The organism is bacterium, from assembly GCA_024224155.1.
GTDB lineage: Bacteria > Acidobacteriota > Thermoanaerobaculia > Multivoradales > JAHEKO01 > CALZIK01.
On record JAAENP010000425.1, the window covers coordinates 16366 to 41429 of the forward strand.

Below are 25064 nucleotides of genomic sequence, written 5' to 3' on the forward strand. Positions count from 1 at the left end.
TGGAAGCCTGCCGAGAACTCTCGAGCTACCCGCAGCTTACCGAAAAGACCGGCGCGTAGCCCTTGTCCAAAATGATGCACTGCCCTTCCTGGGAGAGGATCCAGTCCAGGTATTCCTTGACCGCTCCCTCGGGCTGTCCGGCCGTGTACATGAACAATGGCCGCGCGATCGTGTAGGTGCCGTCGATTGCCGTATCGACCGAGGGACTGACACACCCTCCTTCAGCATCCGTGGAAACGCATGGCATCTTGACGTGCTCGGTGGCGTAGGCGAGGCCGCTGTAGCCGATCGCGCAGGGGGTGTTCTCGACCAGGTCGACGACGTCCTTCGAGCCGTGCATGTCGTGCGAGCCGAGCTCGTAGTCACGTTGCTTCCCGAGCACGGCCTCCTTGAAGTAGACGTAGGTGCCCGAGTTGTTCTGGCGGCTGACGCGGATGATCTCGCCGCTCGAGCAGCCCGGTACCTCGACGCCGAGCTGATCCCAGGTCTTGGTGGTGCCGCCCTCGCCGTAGATGTCGGCCAGTTGCTCGAGATTGAATTCGTCGACCGGATTGTCGGGATGGACGAAGATCGCCAGGGCGTCGAAGCCAACCGTGTGCTCGACCGGCTCGATGCCGTTACTCCGGGCCATCTCAAGCTCCTTGGTCTTCATCTTGCGACTGGCGTTGGCGATGTCCACGGTGCCGTTGATCATCGCCGAGATGCCGGTGCCGGAGCCGCCGCCGGTGACCGCGATGGCGATGTTCGGATTGACCTCCTTGTAGTTCTCGGCCCAGGCCTGGGCCACGTTGACCAGGGTGTCCGAGCCCTTGTTCTGGAGCACGGTTCTCGAGGCGCGCTCGCCGCCGCCACCACAGCCGGCCAGGGTGAGCGCTGCCGCGACGAGGCAGCCGCCCGCTAGAGCTTTCTTCATCGATGTTCCTCCCCGCGGTTGGTTTGGATCCGCGAATTACGACGGTATGGAGGGCTTGTTACAGCGGTGTGGCAAAGAGTCGGGTTTGTTGTGACAGATACTGGGTAGGAGGGCGGGTTAGTATTGGCCGCCATGCCTTCCGGACAACTCGAGATTCTCCTTGCGGCGATTGACCAGGCTTTCGACAAGAAGTCGTGGCATGGCACCAACCTGCGCGGGGCGCTGCGAGGAGTGACGCACGCGCAGGCTTCTTGGAGGCCCGCTCCCGCGCGCCACAACATCTGGGAGCTCACCTTGCACGCCGCCTACTGGAAATACGCGGTTCGCAGGCGGCTGCTCGGCGAGCCGCGCGGATCGTTCCCTCACAAGGGCTCCGACTGGTTTCCCAGGCCGCAGGGCAAGTCGGCGGCCGATTGGAAGCAGGACGTCCGGTTGCTCGTCGAGACGCATCGCTCGATGCGGAACGCCATCGCGGGTCTCCGAGCATCGGATTTACACTATGTTCCAGCCGGCAGCACGGTCAGCAATCTGGAGCTGGTCTCGGGAATCGCGGCCCACGATCTCTACCACGCCGGCCAGATCCAGCTGTTGAAGCGCCTCGGCGCCAAGGGAGCGCGCTAGAGGGCGGCGGCCGACCGGATGACCTAGCGAGCCGAGCGCAACGAACACGGTCGAGACCCTTCGCTTCGCTCGAGGGCAAGCAGAGCTCGGCCGCTACAACGACGCAGTGGCCCCGAAGCCGTCGAGACGCTAGTCTTCGGTCGGCGTCGGCGGGTCGGTCGAGTAGTCGTAGAAGCCGCGGCCGGTTTTTCGGCCCAGATCGCCGCGCTCGACCCGACGTTTGAGAGAAGGCGCTGGAGCGTCTTCTTCGCGTCCGGTGCGGTTGAAGATCTCCATGCGAGCGTTGTAGCCGATGTCGAGCCCGGAGAAGTCGGCGAGCTGAAACGGGCCCAGTGGGTGGTTCAAGCCCAGGCGACAGGCGTTGTCGATGTCCTCGAACGAGGCGACTCCGTTCTCGAGCAGGAAGTAGGCTTCGTTCGAGATTGCCCGGAGGATCCGATTGACCAGGAAGCCCGGCATCTCCTTGTGCAGCAGCACGGCCTGCTTGCCCATTCGCCGGGCCAGGCTGGTGACCATGTCGAGCGTTTCGTCTGAGGTCTCTGTACCGCGCACCACTTCGACCAGGCGCATCACCAACGGCGGGAAGAAGAAGTGCATGTTGCAGACCTTGTCGGGCCGCGCTGTCACATCGGCGATCTCCGAGCTCATCAGGTACGAGCTGTTCGTCGTGAGGATCGCGTGAGGTGGGCACAGGCGGTCGAGCTCGGCAAAGATCTCGCGCTTGAGGTCGAGGCGCTCGACCACGGCCTCGATCACGAAATCGGCGCCCTTGGCGGCGATCTCGAGATCCGCGCTCGTCGTCAGGCGGCCGAAGGCGGATTCGAGCTCTTCGGAGGTCAGTTTGCCTTTGTCGACGCGCCGCTGGATGTGCTTGCGGTTGGTCGCGACCGCCGAGTCCAGCTGATTCTGGGAGATATCGTGAAGCCGCGTCTCGATGCCCGCGAGAGCTCCGAGCATGGCGATCTGGGAGCCCATTTGGCCGGCACCGGTGACGCAAAGGGTGTTGATTTCCACGAGCGTGAGGATACCCGAGATTGTTAGATAATGCCTTCTGATAGTGGGCCGCCGGTGCTCTCCTTTCGCTCGCACGGAGAGGCTTCGCTCCAGGAGGCACGCGGGCGGCCCTTCCAGGCACAGCCGTCCGTCATTTTGAGCGGAGTCGAACGAACTCGGGCGACCCAACGGCAGAGCAAGCGGCAAGGTGGTTCGGCGGGCGATTCGCCCAGGGGGCTCGCCGCGAGCGCTCCAGGGGAGCGATCCGGAGGCCTCTGACGGCTTGCGCGAAGCGGCGCGCAGGCGAGAGTCCGAGCGTTGCAGGCCTTTTGGCTCGAGCCATCCCCTGGTGAATCGCTTGCCGACCGCCGTCGACGTGCCCTCGCTATCGGATGACTCGAGCCGCCAGAGCGCCAGGAGCGCAGGTGATCCCGCCGCCGGGGTGACAGCCCGAGCCGCACAAGTAGAGGCCGGGAACCGGTGTCTCGTAGCGGGCGCACCCGGGCACGGGCCGGATCAGGAGCTGGTCGAGCGCGTGCTCGCCGTGAAAAAGATGGCCCTGGGTGAGCCGGTACTTCTCGGCGACGTCAGTGGGCGTCAAAGTCTCGCGGCCGACGACAAGATCCTCGACCCCGGGTGCGTAGTCCTCGAGCACTGCGACGACGTTCCGGTAGAGCCGCTCTCGGGCCTCGTCGGTCCAGCCGACCTCGAGCTCAAAGGGTGCGAAGCTCACCAGGATGGACGCCACATGGTGCCCCTCGGGCGCCAGACCCGGAGTCTCCACAGTCGGAAAACGAATGTCCAAGACCGGTCGCTCGGAGAAGCGGCGGTACTTGACGGCGTCGAAGGCGCGCTCGAGCTCGTCGAGACTCTCGCCGGTTCGGACATGCCCAAAGACTCGGCCCGGGCGCGCCGAGAAGTCGGGGTAGCCGGAGAGCGCGAGATGCACCTTGGCAGTGGTTCCGCGCGAACGGAAGTTCACAAGGTCGGACTCGAATCCGCGGGCGAGAAACCCCGGAGGCAAGAGATCGAGAAAGACCTGCTTCGGATCGCAAGACGCGCCGACCGCACCGGCGGTGATCTTCTCACCGCCCGTAAGCTCGACGCCGGAGGCGCGGTCGTCTTCCAGCAGGATTCGCTCGACCGCGATTCCGGTTCGGATCTCGACGCCGTGGCCGCGAGCGGCCTTTTCGAGGGCCGAGACGAGGGCCTGCGGACCACCGGCGATCGGGCGTGAAGCCATTGCCGCCGCGAGCAGGAGATTGGCGTTGCTTCCCGGGGACCTCGGTCCGGTGGTGGTCGAGTAGACCGCCGGGCCGGCGAGGGCGGCCTTGAGCAGGTCCGAGGTGAAGTACTCGTTCAGCCAGTCGGCGACCGGCATCGAAACGATCCGCAGAACTTCCATCATGTCGCGCTTGCCGAGCCGGCGTAGAGCCAGTCCGGAGAGGCCGAGCCGGAGAAGGTCACCGGGTCGGGTCTCGACCAGATCGGGCGGCGGCCGATCCAGGAATCGTCTGAGCACCGGAGCGATCCGATGGAGGAGATCGTTGTACTTGCCGACGGCTTTGGCGTCGGACGCTTCCAAACCCTCGACGCCGGCTCCGCTGTCCGAAAGCACCAGTCCGGGGCCGTCAACGTGCGGAATCAGGAGATTCGCGGGCGCAGAGCGCTCGAGGCCGTGCCTGTCGAGGTCAAGGTCCTCGACGACCCACGGCCGCACCGCGGAGGTGTCATGGAGCAAGCCCGTATGGCGATAGCCCGGGTGGAACTCGTCGCCGCCGGCGAGGCCCCCGATTCGATCGCGGGCTTCGACGACCAGCACTCGCCGGCCCGTTTTGGCCAGTAGTGCTGCAGTCGTGAGGCCGTTGTGGCCCGCTCCGATGACGATGACGTCGTAACGCTCGCTCATTGTTAGCCCGCTACCTTCCGGAGCCGAGGATCGAGAAAGCGGCGAGCTGACCGGGTGCGCCCATGAGTCCGCCCCCGGGATGCGCCGCCGAGCCGCACATCCAGAGATCCTTGATCGGGGTCTTGTAGTGGGCCCAGCCCGCGGCCGGGCGCTGGAAGAGAAGCTGCTCGAGGCTCAGCTCGCCCTGGAAGATGTTGCCCTCGCTCAGGCCGAACTCTTGCTCCATATCCCATGGCGTCAGCACCTGCCGGTAGAGGATCGATTCCTTCAATCCCGGGCAGTACTCGGCCAGAGTGTCGACGACCGCGTCGCCGAAGGCCTCGCGTTTCGAAGGCCAGTTCTCCGGGCCTTCCTTGATCTCGTAGGGCGCGTACTGGACGAACATCGAGATCACGTGCTTGCCCGGCGGCGCGACGCTCGGATCCATGATCGACGGGATGACCACATTGATGTAGGGGCGTTCGGAGAACTCCCCGTACTTGGCCTGGTCGTAGGCGCGTTCGAGATAGTCGATGCCGGGAGCGATGGCGATGTCGCCGCGCAGGAACTCGGTGCCCTCGCGACCGTGGAAGCTCGGCAGACGATCTACCGCCAGGTTGACTTTGCCCGAAGAGCCGCGCAGCTTGTAGCGCTCGATCTGCTCGACGAACTCGCCGTCGAGGTGGTTCCGGCCGACGAGACCGAAAAAGGTCAGTCTCGGGTCGCAGCTGGAGATGACGGTCTTGGCCTCGAGCTCGTCGCCGTTGGCCAGGACGACGCCGGTGGCGCGGCCGTTCTTGACCCGTACCTGCTCGACGCCGCCTTCGGATCGGATCTCGGCGCCGAAGCTCTCGGCGGCGCGAGCGCAGGCGAGACTCACGCCGCCGGTGCCGCCCTTCGAGTAGCCCCAGGATCGGAAGGCACCGTCGATCTCGCCCATGTAGTGGTGCAAGAGAACATAGGCGGTGCCCGGTGAGCGAACGCCGAGGAACGTTCCGATGATGCCGCTCACCGACATCGGGGCTTTGAGGACTTCGGACTCGAACCACCGGTCAAGAAAATCGACCGCGCTCATGGTCAAGAGCTTCAAGTTCATGTTGACGTTGTCGGCGCCGCCGCGCTGAAGCTCGCGACCCAGCTTCAAGAGCCGGAAAAGCTCGGCTGGATTCCAGGAGGTCGGGTCGGGCGCGGGGGAATCGATGATGTTGCGTACGAACCGGGCCCTCCTGGTCATGGTCAGGCTGAACTCGGGATAGATCTCGGCGTCGCGTGGACTGAAACGCGAGATCTCGTGTCGAGTCCTGCCGGGATCGCTCCAGCGGCAAAGCCCACGATCGCCGACCCTGGGCGTAAATGCGGTCTCGAGCGGGATGATCTCCAGGCCATGGCTCGCGAGGTCGAGGTCGCGGATGATCGAAGGCCGAAACAAGCTGACCACGTACGAGCAGACCGAGAACTGAAAGCCCGGATGGAGCTCCTCGGTCACCGCCGCACCGCCGAGAACGTGGCGTTTCTCGAGCACCAGGACCTTTTGCCCGGCCTTGGCCAGGTAGGCCGCGCATACCAGGCCGTTGTGCCCGCCGCCGATGACGACGGCGTCGTAGCGGCCGCTGGCCTGCCTCGCGGTCACTCTTTCAAGCTCTCTTCCTCGGTGGATTGAAGAACGGTGGCCTGGCGACCGCTGCGGTCACTCGGTGGCGCCGGTACTCGGCGGTGAGCTCGACTTCGACGGTATCGCCGAGGTTGGCAAGCGGCGCCTCGATCAGCGCCAGCGCCAGGTTCTTCTTGAGCGTCGGTGACCAGGCGCCGCTGGTCGCCTGGCCGATCCAGCGGCCGTCACGGTCGTAGACCGGCCGGCCGTCGCGCCAGGCCGAGGACGAGATCTCGGGTGGCAGACCATAGCCGGCGAAGACCTCTTCGAGCTCCGTCCAGCTGATGTCGAGACCGACAAACCTGCGTCTCGGCCCGGTTTGCTTCTCACGTTTGAGTGCCGCTTGCCCGATGAACGGATCGCGGTCGAGCTTGACGGTCCAACCGAGGTTGAGCTCATAGGGCGAGGACTTACGATCTTCCGTCAAGCAATGGTGGGCGCTGAAGTAGTCGATACCGTTCATGATGAAACCGGCCTCGACTCGGGTCACGTCCATGGCGTCGAGTCCGGCGGGCAGCAGGCCGTAGTTTCGACCGGCGTCCGTCACGGCGTCGTAGACGCGCTCGGCGGGGGTATCTGAGCCAAGCGAGCCAGGGGAGCCAGAGGAGCCAGGCGAGCTGGCGTTCTCGACCCAGATCTCGTAGCCGAGATCGCCGGTGTAGCCGGTGCGTGAGATGAAGACCCCGACGCCGTCCACCCGGGCCCGGACGACCCGGAAGAACTTGAGCGCGTCCATGTCGGCGTCGCAAACCTGACGCAGAATCTCGCGAGAGTTCGGTCCCTGGAGGGCCAGCGCGCCGATGCGCTGAGTGCTGTCCTCGATCGCCACCCGGTGGCCGCGTGTCAAGCGCTCGAACCAGGACAGCGAGGGCTCGGCGGCGGTGACCCGGAAGTAGTCCTCTTCGAGCCGCGTCACCGTGCCGTCGTCGACGACCTTGCCGTCGTCATCACACCAGCAGAGATAGGTCACCCGGCCGACGCCCAGTCGGGTGATGTCGCGCACGGTGGCTTGTGCCAAGAACGAGGCCGCATCCGGGCCGTGAACCTCGTACTTGAACAGCGGTGTCACATCGATCAGCCCGGCGGCGTGGCGCAGGGCGAAATACTCGGGCTCATGGCAGGATCGGTACGAGCACACGGCGTGGTACCCGGCCCAGTCCTTCCAGCGCAAGCTGGTGCACAGCTTCGAGGTGCGCGAATGAAACGGGGAAGGTATGGGCATTCAGGACTTCCTGCCGACACCGCCGATGACCGCGCCGGCGAAGGGCATTGCCAGAACGCCGACCCGTACCCCTAATTCTCCACCACCCACCCCCTCGAGCGCCAGCAGCGCGATCCCGAGGCAGAACAGTACCGAGCCCAGCAGCAGCCGCCAGGAGGAAGGAGCCGAGCCGCTGGCTTCCCCTTTATCTGCCGATCTTCGGGGTCGCTCGAAGCGGCCAAAGACAGCCATGAAGGGCAGCAGTAGAACCGCCAGCGCTGCGACCCAGAGAGTGCGCGACCACCACCAGACCCCGGTTGCCGGCTCGATTCCAAAACCCGGTCCGCCCAGTGCCACCAGGGCGCCGATCACGAGGACCAGCACGGTGGAGTGCCACAGGAAGAGGGTCATGATGTTGGCGTTGACCAGTACCGTGGTCGCCCACGCGCGCCGGCCTTCGAGCCAGCGACGCGCGGGAGCTTCGACGAACAGCAGAAGCCCGCCCTGGAACATGCCGAGCGCCAGCAGTGCGATGGTCGGCGGCAGGCTGTTCGAGATCTCCTCACCCGGAACCCCGACCATGCTGATCGGATACGGCCCCAGGTGAACCAGGCCGAAGAGCGCCGCCAAGCCGCCGGCCCCGAGCGCAGGCGCTCGCCAGCCGGCGAGTCGGCCCGCGCGCCAGGCGTAGCCCAGCTGGTGAACCGCGGCCCAGACGAAGGCATAGTTCAGCCAGCGCAGCCAGGTGAATCCGGCTCCGAAAGCGCCGACGTCGAGCGCCACGGCCGCGGCCGCCAGGACCGCGAACGAGCCCATACCCAGACCTCGCCAGAGCCGATGGGTCCAGGGCACGGCCAGAATCACCATCAGGTAGACCGACAGAAACCAGGTTGGCACCAGCGCGACTTGCGAGCCGACTCGTAGGGTCTGCGGCGCGACCCCGAGCAGCTGCGCTCCGGCGCCCAGAAGCGCCCAGGCGACAAGCAGTGGCAGCACGGGCTTGACCAGGCGTCGAAGGCGCGAGCTCAGCCAGTCGGCGTAGGTCTTGCCCCTTTCCTGGGCCTTCTGCCAGGAGATCGAGTTCGAGAACCCGCCGACGATGAAGAAAATCGGCATGACCTGAAGTGCCCAGGTCAGCCAGTGACTCCAGGGCGAGAGATCGAGTATGTGACCGAGCTCCGCTTTGCCGTTGCTCACATAAGGCGCCGCCATCAGCCAGTGCCCCATGACCACGACGCCGATCGACGCCGCGCGCAAGAAATCCGCGTAGCGGTTCCGTGCCGGAGGCGTCCGATCGGCCATGGCGAGGGCTCGATCCCAGGCGCCCGAACGGTTCGAGGAGTCGGCCATTTCCGCGAGCTTAGCGCGGAAGCGGGAAACTGGCAGGTCCGTAAAACGTAGTAGTTTAGGGTCTTTGGAAAGACCGCGGGGAGAACTTCGAATGCCTATATTTTTCGAGCGGTTGCGTCAGGCGTCTTCGCTCACCGTGCTGCTGGCGCTCCTGGCGCTTGCTTTTGCCGGGAGCACGGCCTGCTCGCGCGCCGAGAATTCCTCCAGCGACTCCGACGCCACCGAGCACTCGGGCACGGACAGGACGGGCGACGACGAGAGCGACAAGAAGGCCAAGAAGGGCAAGAAGAGCGACGACGAGGACGAGGACGACGAGGACAAGGAAGAGGCCGTTCCGATCGAAGTTGTCGACCTGGCCCGTGGCCGGATCGAGACCGTTCTGCGTTTCTCGACCAACCTCGAGGCCGAGAGCGCGGTCAAGGTGGTCTCCCAAGCCTCCCGGCAGCTTCCGGTCGTTCAGCTTCTGGTCGAGGAGGGCGCTGACGTTCGCAAGGGGCAAGTGCTGCTGCGCCTTCAGAACGACGAGCTCCGAACGGCTCTCGAGCGCACCCGCGGCCAGCTCGCCAAGGCCGAGCGCGAGTACGATCGTCAAACCAATCTCCACGAACAACAGCTGATCAGCGAGCAGGCCTACACCCAGGCCACCTACGAGCTGGAGCAGCTCCAGTTGGCGTTGAAGGACGCCCGGCGCGAGCTCGGCTACACCGAGGTTCGAGCCCCGATCAGCGGCACGGTGACCGAGCGCCACGTCAGCGTCGGAAACCAGGTGGCGCCGGGGCAGGTGCTGTTCGATATCGTCGATTTTGATTCGATCGTGGCGCGGGTCTACGTACCCGAGAAAGAGCTCTGGCGGATCCGGCCCGAGCTGGAAGCGCGGATTCTCGCGGAGGCCGCGCGCGGAGCCGAGCGCCGCGGATCGGTTGACCGCATCGCCCCACGCGTCGATCCGAAGAGCGGCACGATCAAGGTGACGGTCGCCATCCCGAGAAGCGAGGCACTTCTGCCCGGGATGTACGTCTCGGTAGAGCTGGTCACCGACGTCAACGAAGACGCGGTGCTGGTGCCGAAGAAGGCGCTCATCTACGACGCCGATCAGATCTTCATCTTCCGCCTGGTGAAGGCGGAGGAAGACGGGGAACAGGTAGACCGGGTCGAGCGGTTGCTGGTGGAGGCGCAACTCGAGGACCGCGACAACATCGAAGCGGGTGAGGCGCTGGCGGAAGGCGATCGCATCGTCATCGCCGGCCAGGCGGGACTGAAGAACGGCTCGCTGGTGCGCTTGGTGGGGGCGGATCTCGAGTCGGAGAGCTCGGAAGGAGAGCCCGCCGACGAGATCGAAACGGCCGAAAAGAGTGAGTAGCTGCAAGGCTGATCGGAGATGAGTCAGCCGACCGGTAGCCTGCTTTCGAGCTTCACCACCCGCCGGCCGGTGGCGATCACCATGGTCTTCGTGGCGGCGGTGGTCTTCGGCTACTTCTCCTATGGACGCCTGCCGGTGACGTTGATGCCGGAGCTGTCGTATCCGACCCTGACGGTGCGCACCGAGTATCCGGGCGCCGCCCCGGAGGAAGTCGAAAACGACGTCAGCCGTCCGGTCGAGGAGGCCCTCGGGGTGGTTGGAGGGCTGCGGCGGGTGTCGAGCATCAGCCGGGCCGGGGTCAGCGACGTCGTTCTCGAGTTCAGCTGGGACACACCCATGTCCGAGGCGATCCAGGACTCACTCGAGAAGCTCGATCTGATCCTACTGCCGGAAGAGGCCGAGCGACCGCTCATTCTGCGTTTCGACCCGTCGCTCGATCCGGTGATGGAGCTGAGTCTTTCGGGCAGCGGCGATCGCTTCGAAGGCGAGGAAGGACTGCGCCGGTTGCGCCGGATCGCCGACCTCCAGGTCAAGCGGGCGATAGAACCGATCAAGGGCATCGCCGCGGTGCGGGTGCGCGGTGGTCTCGAAGAAGAGATCCACGTGCTTCTGGACGAGGAAGAGCTGCGCCGGACGGGCCTTTCGATCCAGGCGGTGATCGAACGTCTGGCTCAGGAGAACATCAATCTGGCCGGTGGCACTCTCACCGAGGGCCGGACCGAGTACATGGTCCGCACGCTCAATGAGTACGAGAACCTGAGGCAGATCGAGGACACCGTGGTCGCTCACTTCGAGGGCCGCGATGTTCGGCTCGGCGCCATCGGGCGCGTCGAGCGCGCGCACAAGGAGCGCGAGATCCTGACTCGCACCAATTCGCAGGAGAGCGTCCAGATCGACATCTTCAAAGAAGCCGATGCCAACATCGTCGCGCTGGCGAAGCGGGTGAAGGCCGACCTGGGCGAGTTCGACCTCGACCGAGCGCGGAGAGTGGCGGCGGGTGAGGAGGTCGAAGATGAAAAGAAAGACAAGGCCGGCTTTGGCTTTGCTGGAAAAGCGAAGAAAGACAAGAAGGGCAAGGACGGGCCGCGGGGCCTGATCGCCGAGACCTGGGCGAATGAGGGCGCCGAGTTGTCTTTGGTCGCGGATCGTTCCCTCTTTATCGAAAGCTCGATCAAGGAAGTGCGCAATACCGCCCTCCTGGGCGGCCTGCTGGCAATTCTGGTGCTGTTTTTCTTTCTCAAGGACTTACGAACCACGACGATCATCGCGATCTCGATTCCGATCTCGCTTCTGGTCACCTTTGCGCCGCTCAACCTGCTCGGGGTCACTCTCAACATCATGTCTCTGGGCGGCTTGGCGCTCGGCATCGGCATGCTGGTCGACTCGTCGATCGTGGTGCTGGAATCGATCTTCCGCTGCCGCGAAGAAGGCGACGCGCTCGAAAGTGCCGCGGTTCGAGGCACCTCGGAGGTGCGTGGAGCCGTAGTCGCGTCGACGCTCACTACCATCGCGGTGTTCTTTCCGATGGTTTTCGTCGAAGGTGTGGCCGGGCAGGCCTTCGGGGATCTTGGCCTAGCGGTGGTGATCTCGCTCTTGGCGTCGCTGATCGTCGCTCTGTTCCTGATTCCGATGCTGGCCAGTCGCGCGGGCGTCAAGTGGACCGAAGGCGGTCCGAAGCCGATCGAGTGGAAGGAGTTCGCGAGTTGGATCGCGCTCAAGAAGGATTGGCTAAGCTTCCGCCATCCGGCCGGCGGTGGGCCCAAGGGCTTCTGGGGCAGGGTCTTGCGCGTTATGTCCTACCTGTTGGTCCCGGTCTATCTGGCGCTGCGATTCGTGATCGGCTCGATCCTCGAGCTGGTCGGGAAGCTGATCCTGGGCCTCTTCTTCGGCATGATCTGGCTCGGACGCGGATTCATCCTTCCGGTCTTGGGATGGCTGTTTCGGTTTGTGGTGGCGTTGCCGCTGCGCTTTACCCAGAAGAGCCTCGACGGCCTGCATACGGTCTATCCGAAGAGCCTGCGCTGGGCGCTCCGAAACCCACTCACAGTCGGAGTCGTGGTCGTCGCGACCTTCGCGGCCACCGCTTGGACACTTGCGGCGCTCGACACCGAGCTTCTGCCCGAAGTGCACCAGGGTGAGTTCACTGTTGAAGTCGCCCTTCCCGTGGGCACGCCGATCGAAGCGACCGAGAGTATCGTGGCCCCGGTCGAGCGAGCGATTCTGGAAGAGAAGCAGTACATCACGTCACTCCTGTTGACGGTCGGCTACGACGCGGCGTATTCCAACCGCTCGGACGAGGGCGAGCACACCGCACGCTTCAAGGTGCTTCTGGATCGCGCCGACCCGCGCACCGAGGCCGAGGTTGTGCGCCGGCTGCGGGGTCGGTTTGCCGCGATTCCGGATCTCGACGCGCGCGTGACCCGCCCGGTGCTGTTCAGTTTCAAGACGCCGATCGAGGTCGAGGTCCACGGCGACGATCTGGTGATGCTCCGGCGCCAGGCCGAAATCGTGAAGCGGGCGCTGGCGGCGATGCCGCAGCTCGCCGACGTCGAGACCACGCTGCGCCGCGGCGCTCCCGAGGTCCAGGTGGTCTACAACCGCGATCTCCTGGCGCGCTACGGCCTCAATCCGGGCCAGGTCGCGCGGCTGGTTCGCGACAAGGTCCAGGGCTTCGAGGCGACGCGTTTCAATTTGAAGGACCGGCGCATCCCGATCATCGTGCGTCTGCAGATGACCGACCGGGAGTCGGTCGAGAATGTGGCTTCGTTGATCGTCAACCCGGGCGGTGAGCGGCCGATTGCGGTCTCCGCGATAGCTTCGGTCGAGCTGGCCGAAGGCCCGAGCGAAGTGCGTCGCGTGGACGGGCGGCGAGTGGCCCTGGTGACGACCTCGATTGCGGATGGCTCCCTCGGAAGCGCGGTGGAGGCGATCAAGGACGAGTTGAACGCGCTCAGCTGGCCTTCCGGGACGACGTTCTTCATGTCGGGCCAGAACGAAGAATGGGAGCACAGCAAGGGCAGTCTATGGCTGGCGCTGGCGCTTTCGATCTTCCTGGTCTACGTCATCATGGCGGCCCAGTTCGAATCGATGTGGCACCCGCTGGTGATCCTGTTCACGATTCCGCTGGCTTTCTTTGGCACGGTCGTGACGCTGTATCTGCTCGGCATCAGCGTTTCGATCGTGGTCTTCCTGGGCATGATCATGCTCGCAGGGATCGTGGTCAACAACGCCATCGTTCTGGTGGACTACGTCAACATCCTGAGACGGCGCGGCCTGGAGGCGCTGGAGGCGATCGTTACCGCCGGCTCGGTCCGTCTGAGGCCGATCTTGATGACCACGGCGACGACCACCCTCGGGCTCTTACCCATGGCTCTCGGCTTCGGCGACGGCGCCGAGCTGCGTACGCCGATGGCGATCGCGGTGATCAGCGGGTTGCTGGTCTCGACGCTGCTGACGCTGTTTGTGATTCCGGTGATCTATTCGCTGCTCGACCGGCTGAGAGCTCGGCTCACCGGCCAGGAGTTTGCCGTCGAAAGTGCTGCCGGAAAGGCTGGAGCCCCTCTTGGGCCAAGTACCGAGCCGGGCGCCGCACTGACTCCACGAAAGGCTTGATCCATGCTGCCACCCGAAGAATCGGTCCGCGAATCGCGTCTTCCCCGGTTTTCCCTCGACCGTCGAATCACGGTCGTGATGATTCTGCTGACCCTGGTTGTTCTGGGCACGGTCGCGACTTTGAGCATTCCGCTCGAGCTTTTTCCCTCGGGCTTCGAGGGACCGCATCTCATGGTGCGGGTGCCCTGGCGCGACGCGCCAGCGCAAGAGGTGTTGGAGAAGATCGTCCTGCCGCTCGAAGCGGAGCTCTCGACCATCGCCGGCATCGACAAGCTTAATTCCTACGCCCGCACGGGGTACGGCTCGGCCTCGCTCATCTTCAAGCAGGGCACCGACATGGACGTCGCCTACCGTGAGGCCCGTGATCGGGTCGAGCGGGCGCGCGCCCAGATGCCCGACGACGTGCGCCAGGTTTTCATCCTCAAAGATGACGTTTCCGGCATCCCGATCTACTTCGTCGGCCTGGCGATCGATCCGGCGGTGGTCGATGTCTACAACCTGGTGCAAGACGAGGTGGTGCTGCCGCTCGAGCGTCTCGAGGGCGTGGCCTCGGTCGAGACCCACGGTCTCGAGGAGAAAGAAGTCCTGATCGAGCTCGATCGCGAGCGCACCGACGCTTCGGGCCTGAACATCTATGAGCTGGCGCAGCAGCTGGGCGGCGACAATTTCACCCTGTCGAGCGGCACCGTGCGCCAGGGTGGCAAGAAACTCCTGCTGCGCTCGGTGGCGCGCTACCGGAGTCTCGAGGAGCTCGAGTACCGGCAGGTCGGCCCCCAGACTCGCCTCAGGGACATCGCGACCGTTAGCTACGACCTACCCGACAAGAAGTACCGGGTGCGAGCGATGAGCCGGCCGGCGGTCGCGGTCTCGGTGATGAAGGAGGGCGACGCCAACGCTCTCGAGGTGGCCAGGCGCGTCGACGCCGCGGTCGAGGAGATGCGGGTCAATCCCCGCCTCCAGGTAATCGAGGTCGCCACCCTGTTCGATCAGGGCCAGGTCATCATGGAGTCGCTGGGGACGCTGCTCGCCAGCGGTCGCATCGGCGGCATCATCGCCCTTCTGGTGCTCTTTTTCTTCCTGCGGCGGTTCCGGATGACCCTGATCGTGACGCTGTCGATCCCGGTCTCGATCGTGATCGCCCTGACCGCGATGTATTTCGCCGGCGAGTCGCTCAACATCCTGACGCTCCTGGCGCTCATGATCTCGGTCGGGCTGCTGGTTGACAACTCGGTGGTGGTCGGCGAGAACATTTTCCGCCTCCATCGCGAGGGCTTGTCGCGCCGGCGCGCGTGCATCGAAGGCGCGGGGGAGATCGCGCTGGCGATCGTGATGGCGACTCTGACCACGATCATCGTCTTCCTGCCGGTGTCGCTGGTCGAAGGCATGGGCCAGTTCTTTTTGCTTCGGCTTTCGATCCCGATCTCGGTCGCGCTCCTGGGCTCGCTCGTGGTGGCGCTCATCTTCATCCCGCTCTCCGTCTACGTCACCCTGCCCAAGAACGGGAGTGAGGAAGAAACGCCGCACCCGGTGTTCAACTGGCTCAAGCGCGCCTATGACGCTTCGTTCGGCCTTCTGAATCGGGCCTACACCGGCATGCTCGCCGTATTCCTGCGCCGCCGCCTGGATCTGGTGCTGGTTCTGGTTGCGGTCTTCCTGGTCAGCTCGGCCATCGTCTTCAAGAAGGTCGAGTTCGTCGAGGCCCAGGAAGAGGCGCGCGGCGGCTTCGAGCTCCAGGTGAGCCTGCCCCAGAATACGACGCTAGAAGAGGCCGAGGAGTATTTCTTGGCCGGCGAGAAGGTGATCGAGGGTTTCGCCGAAGAGCTGGACCTCGATGGCTGGTTCATTTTCCACCGCCAGACCTTCGGAGAGTTTCAGGGTTGGTTCAAGAGCCCGCGTACCAACAAGGTATCGCCGCGCGAGGCCACCAAGCAGGTCATGGACGCCCTGCCCGAGAAAGCCGGGGTCAAGGTCCGTACCGCCGAGGAAAGTCAGACCGACCAGCTTCAGAACAAGAACGTCTACACCGTGATGATCGAGGGCGAGAATTCCGAGATTCTCGAAACGGTGGCCGACGACCTCGAGCTGGTGTTCACCAGGGTGCCGGGCGTACTCGGCACCAAGAAGGTCGCCGACGATTCGCCGAGCGAGATGGCCCTGGTGCTCGATCGCGAGCGCATTCAGGCGCAGAACATCAACCCGATGGTGGTCTCGGCGATCGTGGGCTACGCGCTTCGCGGCCAGGGGCTGCCGCGGTTTCACTGGGGTGGCAAGGAGATCCCGGTCACGGTCCGTTTCAAAGAAGAGGACCGCGACTCGCTCGACGAGCTTGCCGACTTCGCGGTGCCGACCGAAGAGGGCGCCCTGGTGCCGTTGTCGTCGGTCTCGGAGCCCCGCTACCTGTCTTCGGCGACTCGCATCTTCCGCAAGAACAAGCGCACCTCGCGTGAGATCACCATGGAGCTCGAGGAGGGCCAGGAAGACGAGACGCGCGAGACTCTCGCGGCGCTGGTGTCGGTGATCGACCTGCCCGAAGGCGTGACCTTCGATGCGAGCGGCAAGAGCGAAGGCCTGAACGAAGACCTGCAGGGGATGCTGTTTGCCGGAATCGTGTCGATCATCTTCATCTATCTCTTGATGGGTTTTCTTTTCGAGAGCTTCATCCTGCCGCTGTCGATCATCCTGACGATTCCGCTGGCGAGCCTGGGGGTCTACTGGAGCCACTTCCTTTTCGGGCTCAACATTGACTTCTTGGGTGCGGTCGGGCTGATCCTCCTGGTCGGCGTCGTGGTCAACAACGGCATCGTTCTGATCGACTATGTGACGAGGCTGCGCCACCGCGGCTACGAGCGTGGCGAGGCACTGCTGTTGGCTGCCGAGCGCCGTTTCCGGCCGATCATGATGACCGCTCTCACCACCATCGGTGGCCTGGTGCCGCTCACCGTGCGGGGCTCCTCGAGCATCGGCCTGAGCTATCGCAGCTTCGGCCTGACTCTCATCGGCGGTCTCACGACGGCTACGCTCCTGACCCTGTTGGTGATCCCCGTCTTCTACACCTTCTTCGACGACGCGCGCATCATCACCGGCGCCGCGCTCAAGAGGGCTCTAGGTCGAAGCGGGCGGCGCGGCCGCGGCGAGGAGCCCGAGGCGGCTTCGGTTTCGCTGGGCTCGTAGGACTCGGGGACACCTCTCCAAGGTGTCCCCTCCCGACGGTTGTAGCGGTCGAGGGCAAGCGATGGTCGATCGTGACAAGCGACTGCGCCGTCCCCACCCGGCCGGGTGTTGCCGGGCTCCGGGCTCGCGAGTAGCTTGAAGGTGCAATGCGCATTGCGCTGGTGCTCGTCTTGTCTCTGGTGCCGTTCGCCCCCGCGTGGGGAGAACCCGCCGGGCCGAGCGAGTGCGCGGTGCTCGACATTCACCGGATCGGCGCGACGCGGCTTGCGGCACTCACCACGAGCCCGGGTTTGGACTTGTGGCTCGAGCTCGACGATGAGCTCTTCGTGTGTGCCTCGGTGAGCTCGCTCGCCGCTCTCGAGGAGCACGCGCCGGTCAGACGCTCCCTCGGCGCGCTAAATAGCGATCGGCTTCGTCTCGCCTACAGGCTGAGTCGCGCCCAGCTCGAAGCGCGGGGCCTGAGGGTCCTGGCTGCGGGCGGGCTCTTCGCTGTGGTCGAAACTCAGGGGCGATTCACGGCGTCAGGCGAGGAGGCGGCGGATCTCCTGCCGTTCCGATCGCCACTGATACTTGCCCGTCAGGTCGCCAACCAGCCCGCCCGCGCGCGCGTGGAGGCCGGCGAAGGTACGGTGGCTCGACTGGTGGCAGCAGTAGAGCCGGCCCGTTGGTTCGCGGATGTCGAGAGTCTCGCCGCCTACAACCGCTTCACCGGCGGTAGCGAGATCCACGACGCGCACGACTGGCTCATGCGGGCGTTTCGGAGCCTCCCCGGCGTGACCGCCGAGAGCGACTCGTTCCGGGTCGAAGGAGTCCAAGTAGCCAACGTCATCGCGACTCTTTCCGGCCGCAGCCGCCCCGACGATTGGTTCATTGTCGGGGGGCACTACGACTCCATCTCCGAAGCTCCGTTGGTTGCGGCGCCGGGCGCGGAGGACAACGCGAGTGGCTGCGCCGGCGTGTTGGAGATGGCGCGAATCTTCTCCGCCCACCCGCCCGAAGCGACTATGCTCTTCATCTGCTACGCCGGAGAGGAGCAAGGGCTTTTTGGCAGCGCCGACCATGTTGAGGGGCTCCTCGCCGCCGGCGAAGCGGAGAAGGTCGGTGCGATGCTCAACCTGGACATGATCGGCTTCACCGCGGACGCGGACCTGGACTGTCTCCTCCAGTCCGATCCGGGAGGACAGTTTCTGATTGACGCCCTCGCAGATTCTGCCGCGCGCCACACTCGGTTGCGGCTGGTGACCTCCAACGTCATCGGCGGCTCCGATCACGTGCCTTACGCCGTGTTCGGGATTCCGGCGGTGCTGTCGATCGAGGCCGACACGGGCCTCTACCCGCACTACCACCGAATGACAGACACGCCCGACCATCTCACGCCTGAGATGGCGGCCGAGATCCTGCGCATGAACGTCGGCGCATTAGCCCGGTTTACCGGCAACAGTGACGTTGCTGGCTGTCTGAAGCTCGAAGACGAGCCGCTGGTCGGCCTCAGCGTTTCGTCCAGGCAGAGTGGCGCGCCGCGCCTGAAGACCTCCAGCGACCGGCAGGGGTGCTTTGCCGTTGATCCGATGGTACGGGGGAAGAGCTTCAAGCTGCGGATCAAGGGTAACGAGCAAGCCGGCGACGATCCGACTGTTTCGGGGTGCGTGCGCCTTCTGGGTGAGCCGGCGGAGCGGCGGAGAGTGATCTTCCGTCAGTCCGGAGAGCCGGCCCAGAAGACGCGCTCGGATAGCGACGGCTGCTACTCCTTCCAAGCAGCGGGCGACAAGCGGTTCACCGTCATCTTCAAAGGCCCCGAGGTCCCGGCGGACGGCTAGGCGGGCAGCCCGGGTTCGAATCCCGTACGCGCTACCAACGACCCTCTGGGAGCGGCTCGCCACCCGGCAGCCAGGTCAAGCATGGCCCTTCGTCGAGCCAGTTGAGGGACTCGAGGTTCGCTGAATAGGAACACCGGCGTTCCGATCCCGGCCAGAAGACCGTGACATCCTGGATGCTTGCGGCGTCGAGGAGACCGATGTGGGCAAGGTAGGGAGCGCTGCCGAAGCCCGTCTTGTGATCCATGAGGTAGGTTCTGATGATCTCGTGGCCGTCCACATTCACGGCTCGGACCTTGATCCTGGCACCGACGCCGTAGCGGTTCGTCTGCCTGCCGCGAAGACGGAGCTTGATCCAACGATTGTCGGTTCGACTTTCGTTGAGGAAGAACTGGTTAGGCCACCGATCGCCGGGCCACATGCCGCCGAGGCTCGAGTAGATGTCTTGGTCACCGTCGTCATCGACATCGAAGAAGACGATTCCGTGCCCTTTCTGGATCGTGCCGAATCCGTTGATCATCGAGATGTTCGTTGCCTCATCACCACAGATCGAGTCGTCCCGAACGCCGCGGAACATGAGGTTCGGAAGAACCAACCAGCCCTCCGGGTTGCCGGTCCCGATGTAGAAGTCGGTGCATCCGTCGAGGTCGAGATCTCCGTAGGAGACCCCCATGCTCGGGATTGGTAGCGTACCGCCGTCGAAATAGTCGCTGTCCGGCTCGAACCGACCCGCCGGGCCGCGGCGCAGAATGAGACTACGGCCGGCTGGCTGTCCGATCTCATCGCCGAAAACGGCGCCCGCCGTGCTCGTCCAGGCGTCGGTGAACCCACCCTGGAAAATCTCCAGCTGACCATCGTGATCTAGGTCGAGAAAGGCGGCCATGAAGCCCGGGCCGTGGCGCTCGCGGATCGAGAAACGGCCCCAGCCGTCGTTGGCTAACAATCGGCTTCCGTTCTGGACTACGCTCGAGAGAAAGAGATCGAGGTCGCCATCGTTGTCAGAATCGCCCCACGCGACGCCGACGTAGACCTGGTCTTTCAGGACTTCGGTGAGTCCCGCTTCGGCAGTGTGATCGACGAAACGGCCACTGCCTTGGTTGCGAAAGAAGAGCGAGCCTCGATAGGGCCTGGCTAGGAGCCCGCCCAGAAAGGGAACGCGGAGGCCCCAGCGGGAGATGAAGAGGTCGAGGTCGCCGTCATTATCGGCATCTCCCCAGGCGGAGCCCCAGGTGAAGCTGACCTCGTCGTCGAGCCAGCCGTCAAGTAGGCCGGCAGAGAGGGTGACATCGTCGAAGGTTCCGTCCCCATTGTTGTGTAGCAGCAGATAGGGGAGAAAGGGCCTGCCGACGAACAGATCAACCCAGCCATCATTGTCATAGTCCGCGGCCGTGATGATGTGAACCTGACTAATCGCGCCGAGACCGGCCTCCTGGGTCCGGTCGACGAAGTCCCGTCCGTCCTGATTGACGTAGTAGTGGAGTGGATCGAAGTTGCCCCCAGTGATGATGTCGAGGTCGCCATCGAGGTCGAAGTCCTCGACCGCGACGCCCTTACCGGCGTCGAATGTATCGACGTGAAGGGCAGGTGCCCTGTCCCTGAAGACGAGATCGCTGTGCTCTTCGGTGAGTTGTGAGGCTTTCTGGCCGTAGAACGTATCGACAAAGGCAGTGTCGACCAGGTCCTCGGGAGGAACGCCCTGCGGAAACTCGCCCAACGTCATGTAGGTGAAATTGAGAAGCCAGTGGTAAACGCGATTGCCTGGATGTTCGGCACGCAGGCGATGGAGAAGCTCCTGGGCTCGTCGAGAGCCCTCCGGGCGGTCGTGGTGACGTTTGAGGGGAAGAGAGCACATGAGCTGGAGATGTTCCGGCCCACGCGGCTGTAGCTCGGTTGTCTTGTCGCGAGTTAACGATTTGCCCCGGAGCGCGGCAAGGCAATTGTCCGTCTCGCCAAGTCGCCTGAATGAGTCGGCAAGCCAGAACGTCAACTCCTCGGATTCGCCCTCCTCCTCAATCGAGCGCTCCAGCATCTTGACAGCGGTGGCGAAATCGCCCACGTGATAGGCGAAAAGACCCCGCTCGGCGTCCGTCTCGGCGGCACCCCTGACACCTTCGAAGTCGTAGTAACCGGACTGAGGATTGAAGCTCAGCGGCACAAGGTATCGCGCCATGTAGGACAAGAATCTGTATTTGTTCAAGCTCTCCTTGAAGCTAGCGTGTCGAGCCTGAGACCACATGGCGGCTGCCAGCCCCGAGTGGCGCTCAAGGAGCAACCACAAGGCACTCACCAGGAGGACAAGGACCAGTCCCGCTCCGAGCTTGTGGCGAGTCCCGGGTTTAAATCGCACCGTATCGGCTCCGACGTTCAATCCGTTTCATGGTAACTGGGCGGCCCAGCCCCAAGAGAGTTCGAGCTGGCCTGATCGTACCGAGGTCTTGCGCTTTCTCAGAAGTCGACCGGGTGGACCTGCAGTGGCGCCTGAGCGTCGGGCCGAGCTGCTTTCAATGAGGATGCGTCCGAGTGGCGACTCCGGTCTCCCGTGATCGGAAGGTGATCCCCTGTTGCGACAAACCCTCTCTGAGCAGAGCCAGCTCTTGTAGCCAGACTCCCATCTGGTTCCAAGTAGGAACAGCTTGGGCTACCAATCTTCTTCCAACTCGTAGGGCTCTTCGCAGCCGAAGCGGCGCTAAAACACCCGCTCTAGCATTGAGAGGCTGTTGAGCACGCAGTGTGCGAGGATGACGGGCCACAGCCTCCGTGGCGAACTCGGCTCCAAGCTGCATCTGCTCGGTTGCTTGCTTCAGCTCCTCGGGGACGTCTCCGAAGAATAAGAAGGGTCCAGGGGCTGCGATGGCAAGCAACTGTGGGAAATGACTGGGCGCGGTGCTGCTCAAGTGCAGGCCCAGCGCCGCAGCGTCTTTGAACTCGTCTCGGACATACAGTGCGTTGTCCTTCTCAGAGACGCAGCAGTGGACGGCCTCAGCGTCAGGCCCGTTCTGCTTCATCGCCTCGGTCACCTGCTCGTAGATCGATTTGAGCTCGTCCAACTTGCCCGGCTGCGCGGTCCACTTGTAGACGACGGTGATGTGTGTGCTGCTCATTTGGCCTCGCCTCGCTACTCCTCTCGTGACCGGCCGGTTGAGTCCGGCCGAGCGGCGATTCTATTACCGGGGCCCTGGAATGCGATGACAGCATACAGCCATGCTGGGGGTTCGCAAGGTCCCTCAACCACTGGCTGAGCTGGTTCCAAGTAGGAATGGAGTGGGCTACCAGCTTTCTCCTTCACGACTTTCGGCACACGGTTTCGTATGGCCCTCAGGTCCTCGGAAGCGAAGCGTTGATTCCTGCGGCGCAGATCACAGCCGTGGAAGCTCCGGCCTCCTAACATGACCGCATCTGCGGGACGGCGGCTGACGGCTGCGCCCGAGCGATGTGCTTTTGGGGGGAACCTTGGATCACCGTACTTGGATGCTCTTCGCCGGTCTGCTCGTGGGGGCAGTGCCGGCCGAGCTTGCGGCAGTCTGTGCTTCGTCCGGAACTGCCGCCACCGTCGGCGCAGTCGTCCGTCGGATCGAGGACGAAGAGATCAGATACGTCTTCGTAGGCGAGCGGCATGGCGTCGGACCGGTGAAGAGATTCACTGCAGACCTCGCCAACGAGCTCGTGGCTCGCGGCCACGACGTCGGGCTCTACGTCGAGGGATTTCGCACGGGCTGCGAGCCCGGCGACGAGTCCTGCAGGGATCTGGCCCGACTCTTCAATGGCGAAGCGTTCTTGACGCTCTTGAGTGAGTCGCGTGCACCGGTCCACCCTCTCGATCCGGCCGAGAGAGACCGCCGCACACTCCGGATGGCGGCGACGATTGCCGGGGGCCCGGAGTCGCTCCGAATCGTCCTCGTCGGGCGCTCCCACGTCGCTTCGGCCTGGGATCCGGATGCCGAGCTTTGGGTCTACGGCGGGGGTGTGCGCTACCCGGATCCGGGCGACCTGGTCGAGGCGTTCCCTCGCGCACAGGCACTGACGATGGCGTTCGAGCCCCGGTTCGAATCCGGCGCGGATGAGGACGGCCCCTACAGACTTCAAGTGGATGGTTGTGAAGCGGACTACCGGTTAGTGGCCCGGCGCCGAGCGGCCTACTAGGACCACGCCAGGCTCATGAAGTAGGCCCCCACCTCGGTCCGAGGACCAAGGTGGGGGCAGGGTTGGGGTATTGGAAGCCGGGGAAGCCGGGGCGCCGGGGGAGCCGGCGGCGCCGGCCTTTGGCCGAGGCCTACTCGTAGGCGGGCTCGACACTCGAAACCGCGAAGTACTCCTCGCCGTCGTCGTCCTCGGCCCAGCGTCCGCTGACCGTGACGCTGGATCCCTCGTGCTCGGCGAGCTCGTCTTCCGATCCTCGCAGAGCGATCTCGTCGCCGCTCTCGGGCTCGATCAGGATGTACTGCCCGGTCGAGCTCTCGGAGAGCTGTCCGGTCAGGCTGATCTCCTCTTCCATCTCGGCTTCCTGGGCTACCGCCAGGCCGGCCAGACCACAGGACAGGAGTACGAGAGTGAATGCGATCGTGAGTCCGTTGGCTCTTCTCATGTTGCCTCCTTGCAGTGGGAAGCCCGGCGCCGAGGCTTCCGCGTTCATGGATGCGATAGGGCTCTTTGCGGCCGAAAGTCCCCGGCACCGGGTTGCTCGCGGCCAGGGCGACTGAAGAGCAACGCCTGTGCCACAGGCCGCGAGCCCAGCGTTCGCTTGAGAAAACCGACGGTGAGGTCGTGACTCCTTTCGGTCATCGGGCTCGAGGTAGGAAAAAAGTGCCCTGGCGTTTTGCGCCGGACGGTACAGTTGAGCCAGCAACACAGAGGTTGCGGCAGCGGGTACGAGAGTCCGGGGAGGACCTTACTGTTGGGTTGCGGAAAGGAAACCAATGGTCAGAATCACGATCCTCCGCCCTTTCTCTTACACGGTTGCCTGCCTGCTCCTCTTTGCGCCCGGCCTCCTCGCCACTGAGCGCACCGCCGGGCTGCAGGTGGGCTACGGTCAGGACTTCGGGTTCATGCTGAACTCGACGTTTTCGGATTTTGCCAAGGGCTTTCCCTGGGATGCCCGCTTCGGTCTTGGGTACACATCGCTCGACCCCGGAGACCCGCTGGCTGCGCGCCGAATCTTCATCAATGACGGCACCAATGGCACGCCGACCGAAAGCGGGCAGGCCTGGGATGTGCGCGTGGACCTGCTTCACGATTTCAAGTTCTTCGAGAAGAGCGAGACCTTCTACTTCGTGGGTCTCCGCTACTCGGACTTCACCGGCGATTTCAGGTATGTCGGAGGCAACGAGGAGTTCGAGGTGAGAAGCAATCAGTGGGGACTCGGTGGTGGGGTCGAGAGTCACCACCCGCTGCTGAACACGGAAAAGGTGGATCTCGTAATTACGGCAATGGTGGACTACTACCTGGAAAGCCCGCTCAGCGGTCATGACACCACCTACGACCCTGACGGCGCCGATGTGAATCCCAGGCGAAACTACACGTATGGCGACGCCGATGCGGCGATCCGGCAACCGAAGCTGGTGCCCCGAGTCATGATCGGCGTCAATCGTAAGTTCGGCAAGTAGAGCTCCATCAGGCCGCAGCGCGCCCGCAGGGCGGTGTGCGGAGCTCGACTCCGCTGCCGCGCGCATGCCACCATTCGCTGATAGGACATGCGCGTTATCAGCCTCGTTCCCAGCCTGACGGAATCGCTGCTCGAGTGCGGGGTCGATGTGGTGGGTCGGACGCGCTTTTGCGTGCATCCGGCGGACAGGGTGGCAGGCATCCCGGTGGTTGGCGGCACGAAAGAAGTCGACTGGGCCGCGTGCCAGGCACTCCGCCCCGACCTCGTCGTCTTGGATCGAGAGGAGAACACCCGAGAGATGGCCGATTCCTGCCCTTGGCCCTGGACGGCAGTGCACATCACGGCGGTAGAGAATGTGGGTACGGAGTTGAGCGGCCTGGCTCGGAGGGTGGGGAGCGACGCGCTCCTTCAGCTGGCTGGCGACTGGAGCAGAGTTGCCGATCGGGGCGCCTTGGCCTTCCCCGGTTGGCGCCAGATACCCGGGGCCGAGACCTACTTGTCTGCTAGTACAGAAGCGATCTCACGTCTTGAGTACGTGATTTGGCGAAAGCCTTGGAGGGTGATCGGACCCGGTACCTTTATTCACTCCATGCTTCGAAAAGTGGGGTTGGGCGACTACCTGCCGTCGCACGAGAGCCGCTACCCGGAGATGCTCGAAGCGGCCATGAATCGAAGCGACACCTTCTATCTCTATTCCTCGGAGCCCTACCCTTTTGCGGACAAAGAAGAGCTGCTCGGGTCGAGCGGTATCGCCGGAGCCATTGTGGATGGCGAGCTCTACTCCTGGTACGGCGTCAGAAGTTATCGGTTCCTCGAAGCGTTGTCGGAGGGTTGATCGTGAACCTCCTCGGTCATTCAACGTAATACAAGGAACGAACCCGCCCGGTCGCT

17 protein-coding genes are annotated in these 25064 nt (G+C 64.1%); 8 read left to right on the plus strand and 9 right to left on the minus strand.

Features of this window, described 5'->3' with window-relative positions; genetic code table 11:
- Positions 1–25 precede the first annotated feature (25 nt).
- Positions 26–913, minus strand: coding sequence for a phosphate ABC transporter substrate-binding protein (locus GY769_21035; GenBank protein ID MCP4204403.1), 888 nt, complete (start codon positions 911–913; stop codon positions 26–28).
- Between the two features lie 132 nt (positions 914–1045).
- On the opposite strand from GY769_21035, the gene GY769_21040 reads away from it, so the two are divergent.
- Positions 1046–1534, plus strand: a complete 489-nt coding sequence (locus GY769_21040) for a DinB family protein (protein MCP4204404.1) — start codon at positions 1046–1048, stop codon at positions 1532–1534.
- 129 nt (positions 1535–1663) lie between these two features.
- Here the strand turns inward: GY769_21040 and GY769_21045 are convergent, their stop codons facing one another.
- The 5 genes from GY769_21045 to GY769_21065 form a co-directional block, all read right to left on the minus strand.
- Positions 1664–2509, minus strand: coding sequence for a 3-hydroxyacyl-CoA dehydrogenase family protein (locus GY769_21045; GenBank protein MCP4204405.1), 846 nt, complete (start codon positions 2507–2509; stop codon positions 1664–1666).
- A gap of 403 nt (positions 2510–2912) precedes the next feature.
- Positions 2913–4436, minus strand: coding sequence for an NAD(P)/FAD-dependent oxidoreductase (locus GY769_21050; protein MCP4204406.1), 1524 nt, complete (start codon positions 4434–4436; stop codon positions 2913–2915).
- Between the two features lie 10 nt (positions 4437–4446).
- Entirely contained in the window at positions 4447–6072 is a 1626-nt protein-coding gene (locus GY769_21055) for an NAD(P)/FAD-dependent oxidoreductase (protein MCP4204407.1), read from the minus strand.
- Complete coding sequence (locus tag GY769_21060) at positions 6050–7288, minus strand: aminomethyl transferase family protein (protein MCP4204408.1); 1239 nt, start codon at positions 7286–7288, stop codon at positions 6050–6052. Before GY769_21060 ends, GY769_21055 begins: the two co-directional genes overlap by 23 nt.
- Positions 7289–8617, minus strand: coding sequence for an acyltransferase (locus tag GY769_21065; GenBank protein MCP4204409.1), 1329 nt, complete (start codon positions 8615–8617; stop codon positions 7289–7291).
- Between the two features lie 91 nt (positions 8618–8708).
- On the opposite strand from GY769_21065, the gene GY769_21070 reads away from it, so the two are divergent.
- From GY769_21070 to GY769_21085, 4 genes are all read left to right on the plus strand, one after another.
- Complete coding sequence (locus GY769_21070) at positions 8709–9977, plus strand: efflux RND transporter periplasmic adaptor subunit (protein ID MCP4204410.1); 1269 nt, start codon at positions 8709–8711, stop codon at positions 9975–9977.
- 18 nt (positions 9978–9995) lie between these two features.
- Positions 9996–13589, plus strand: coding sequence for an efflux RND transporter permease subunit (locus GY769_21075; GenBank protein ID MCP4204411.1), 3594 nt, complete (start codon positions 9996–9998; stop codon positions 13587–13589).
- A 3-nt stretch (positions 13590–13592) separates the two neighbouring features.
- The gene (locus tag GY769_21080) at positions 13593–16760 is read left to right on the plus strand and encodes an efflux RND transporter permease subunit (protein ID MCP4204412.1); all 3168 of its coding nucleotides are present in this window, start codon (positions 13593–13595) and stop codon (positions 16758–16760) included.
- Positions 16761–16906: 146 nt separating this feature from the next.
- Positions 16907–18577 carry a Zn-dependent exopeptidase M28 gene (locus GY769_21085; protein MCP4204413.1) on the plus strand — a complete coding sequence of 557 codons (1671 nt, stop codon included), beginning with the start codon at positions 16907–16909 and terminating at the stop codon, positions 18575–18577.
- 31 nt (positions 18578–18608) lie between these two features.
- Here the strand turns inward: GY769_21085 and GY769_21090 are convergent, their stop codons facing one another.
- Both GY769_21090 and GY769_21095 read right to left on the minus strand, forming a co-directional pair.
- Positions 18609–20771: a VCBS repeat-containing protein gene (locus GY769_21090; protein ID MCP4204414.1), complete on the minus strand. Its 2163-nt coding sequence runs from the start codon at positions 20769–20771 to the stop codon at positions 18609–18611.
- 304 nt (positions 20772–21075) lie between these two features.
- Complete coding sequence (locus GY769_21095; GenBank protein ID MCP4204415.1) at positions 21076–21675, minus strand: hypothetical protein; 600 nt, start codon at positions 21673–21675, stop codon at positions 21076–21078.
- A 367-nt stretch (positions 21676–22042) separates the two neighbouring features.
- Between GY769_21095 and GY769_21100 the strand changes: the two genes are divergently transcribed.
- Positions 22043–22714, plus strand: a complete 672-nt coding sequence (locus GY769_21100; protein MCP4204416.1) for a hypothetical protein — start codon at positions 22043–22045, stop codon at positions 22712–22714.
- Between the two features lie 130 nt (positions 22715–22844).
- Here the strand turns inward: GY769_21100 and GY769_21105 are convergent, their stop codons facing one another.
- On the minus strand, positions 22845–23156 hold the full coding sequence (locus tag GY769_21105; GenBank protein ID MCP4204417.1) for a hypothetical protein: 312 nt from the start codon (positions 23154–23156) through the stop codon (positions 22845–22847).
- 331 nt (positions 23157–23487) lie between these two features.
- On the opposite strand from GY769_21105, the gene GY769_21110 reads away from it, so the two are divergent.
- Together GY769_21110 and GY769_21115 are read left to right on the plus strand one after the other, a co-directional pair.
- A complete protein-coding gene (locus GY769_21110) occupies positions 23488–24174 on the plus strand; it encodes a hypothetical protein (GenBank protein ID MCP4204418.1) in 687 nt (228 codons plus the stop codon).
- 87 nt (positions 24175–24261) lie between these two features.
- Entirely contained in the window at positions 24262–25008 is a 747-nt protein-coding gene (locus GY769_21115) for a Fe3+-siderophores ABC transporter protein (GenBank protein MCP4204419.1), read from the plus strand.
- The last annotated feature ends 56 nt before the right edge of the window (positions 25009–25064 follow it).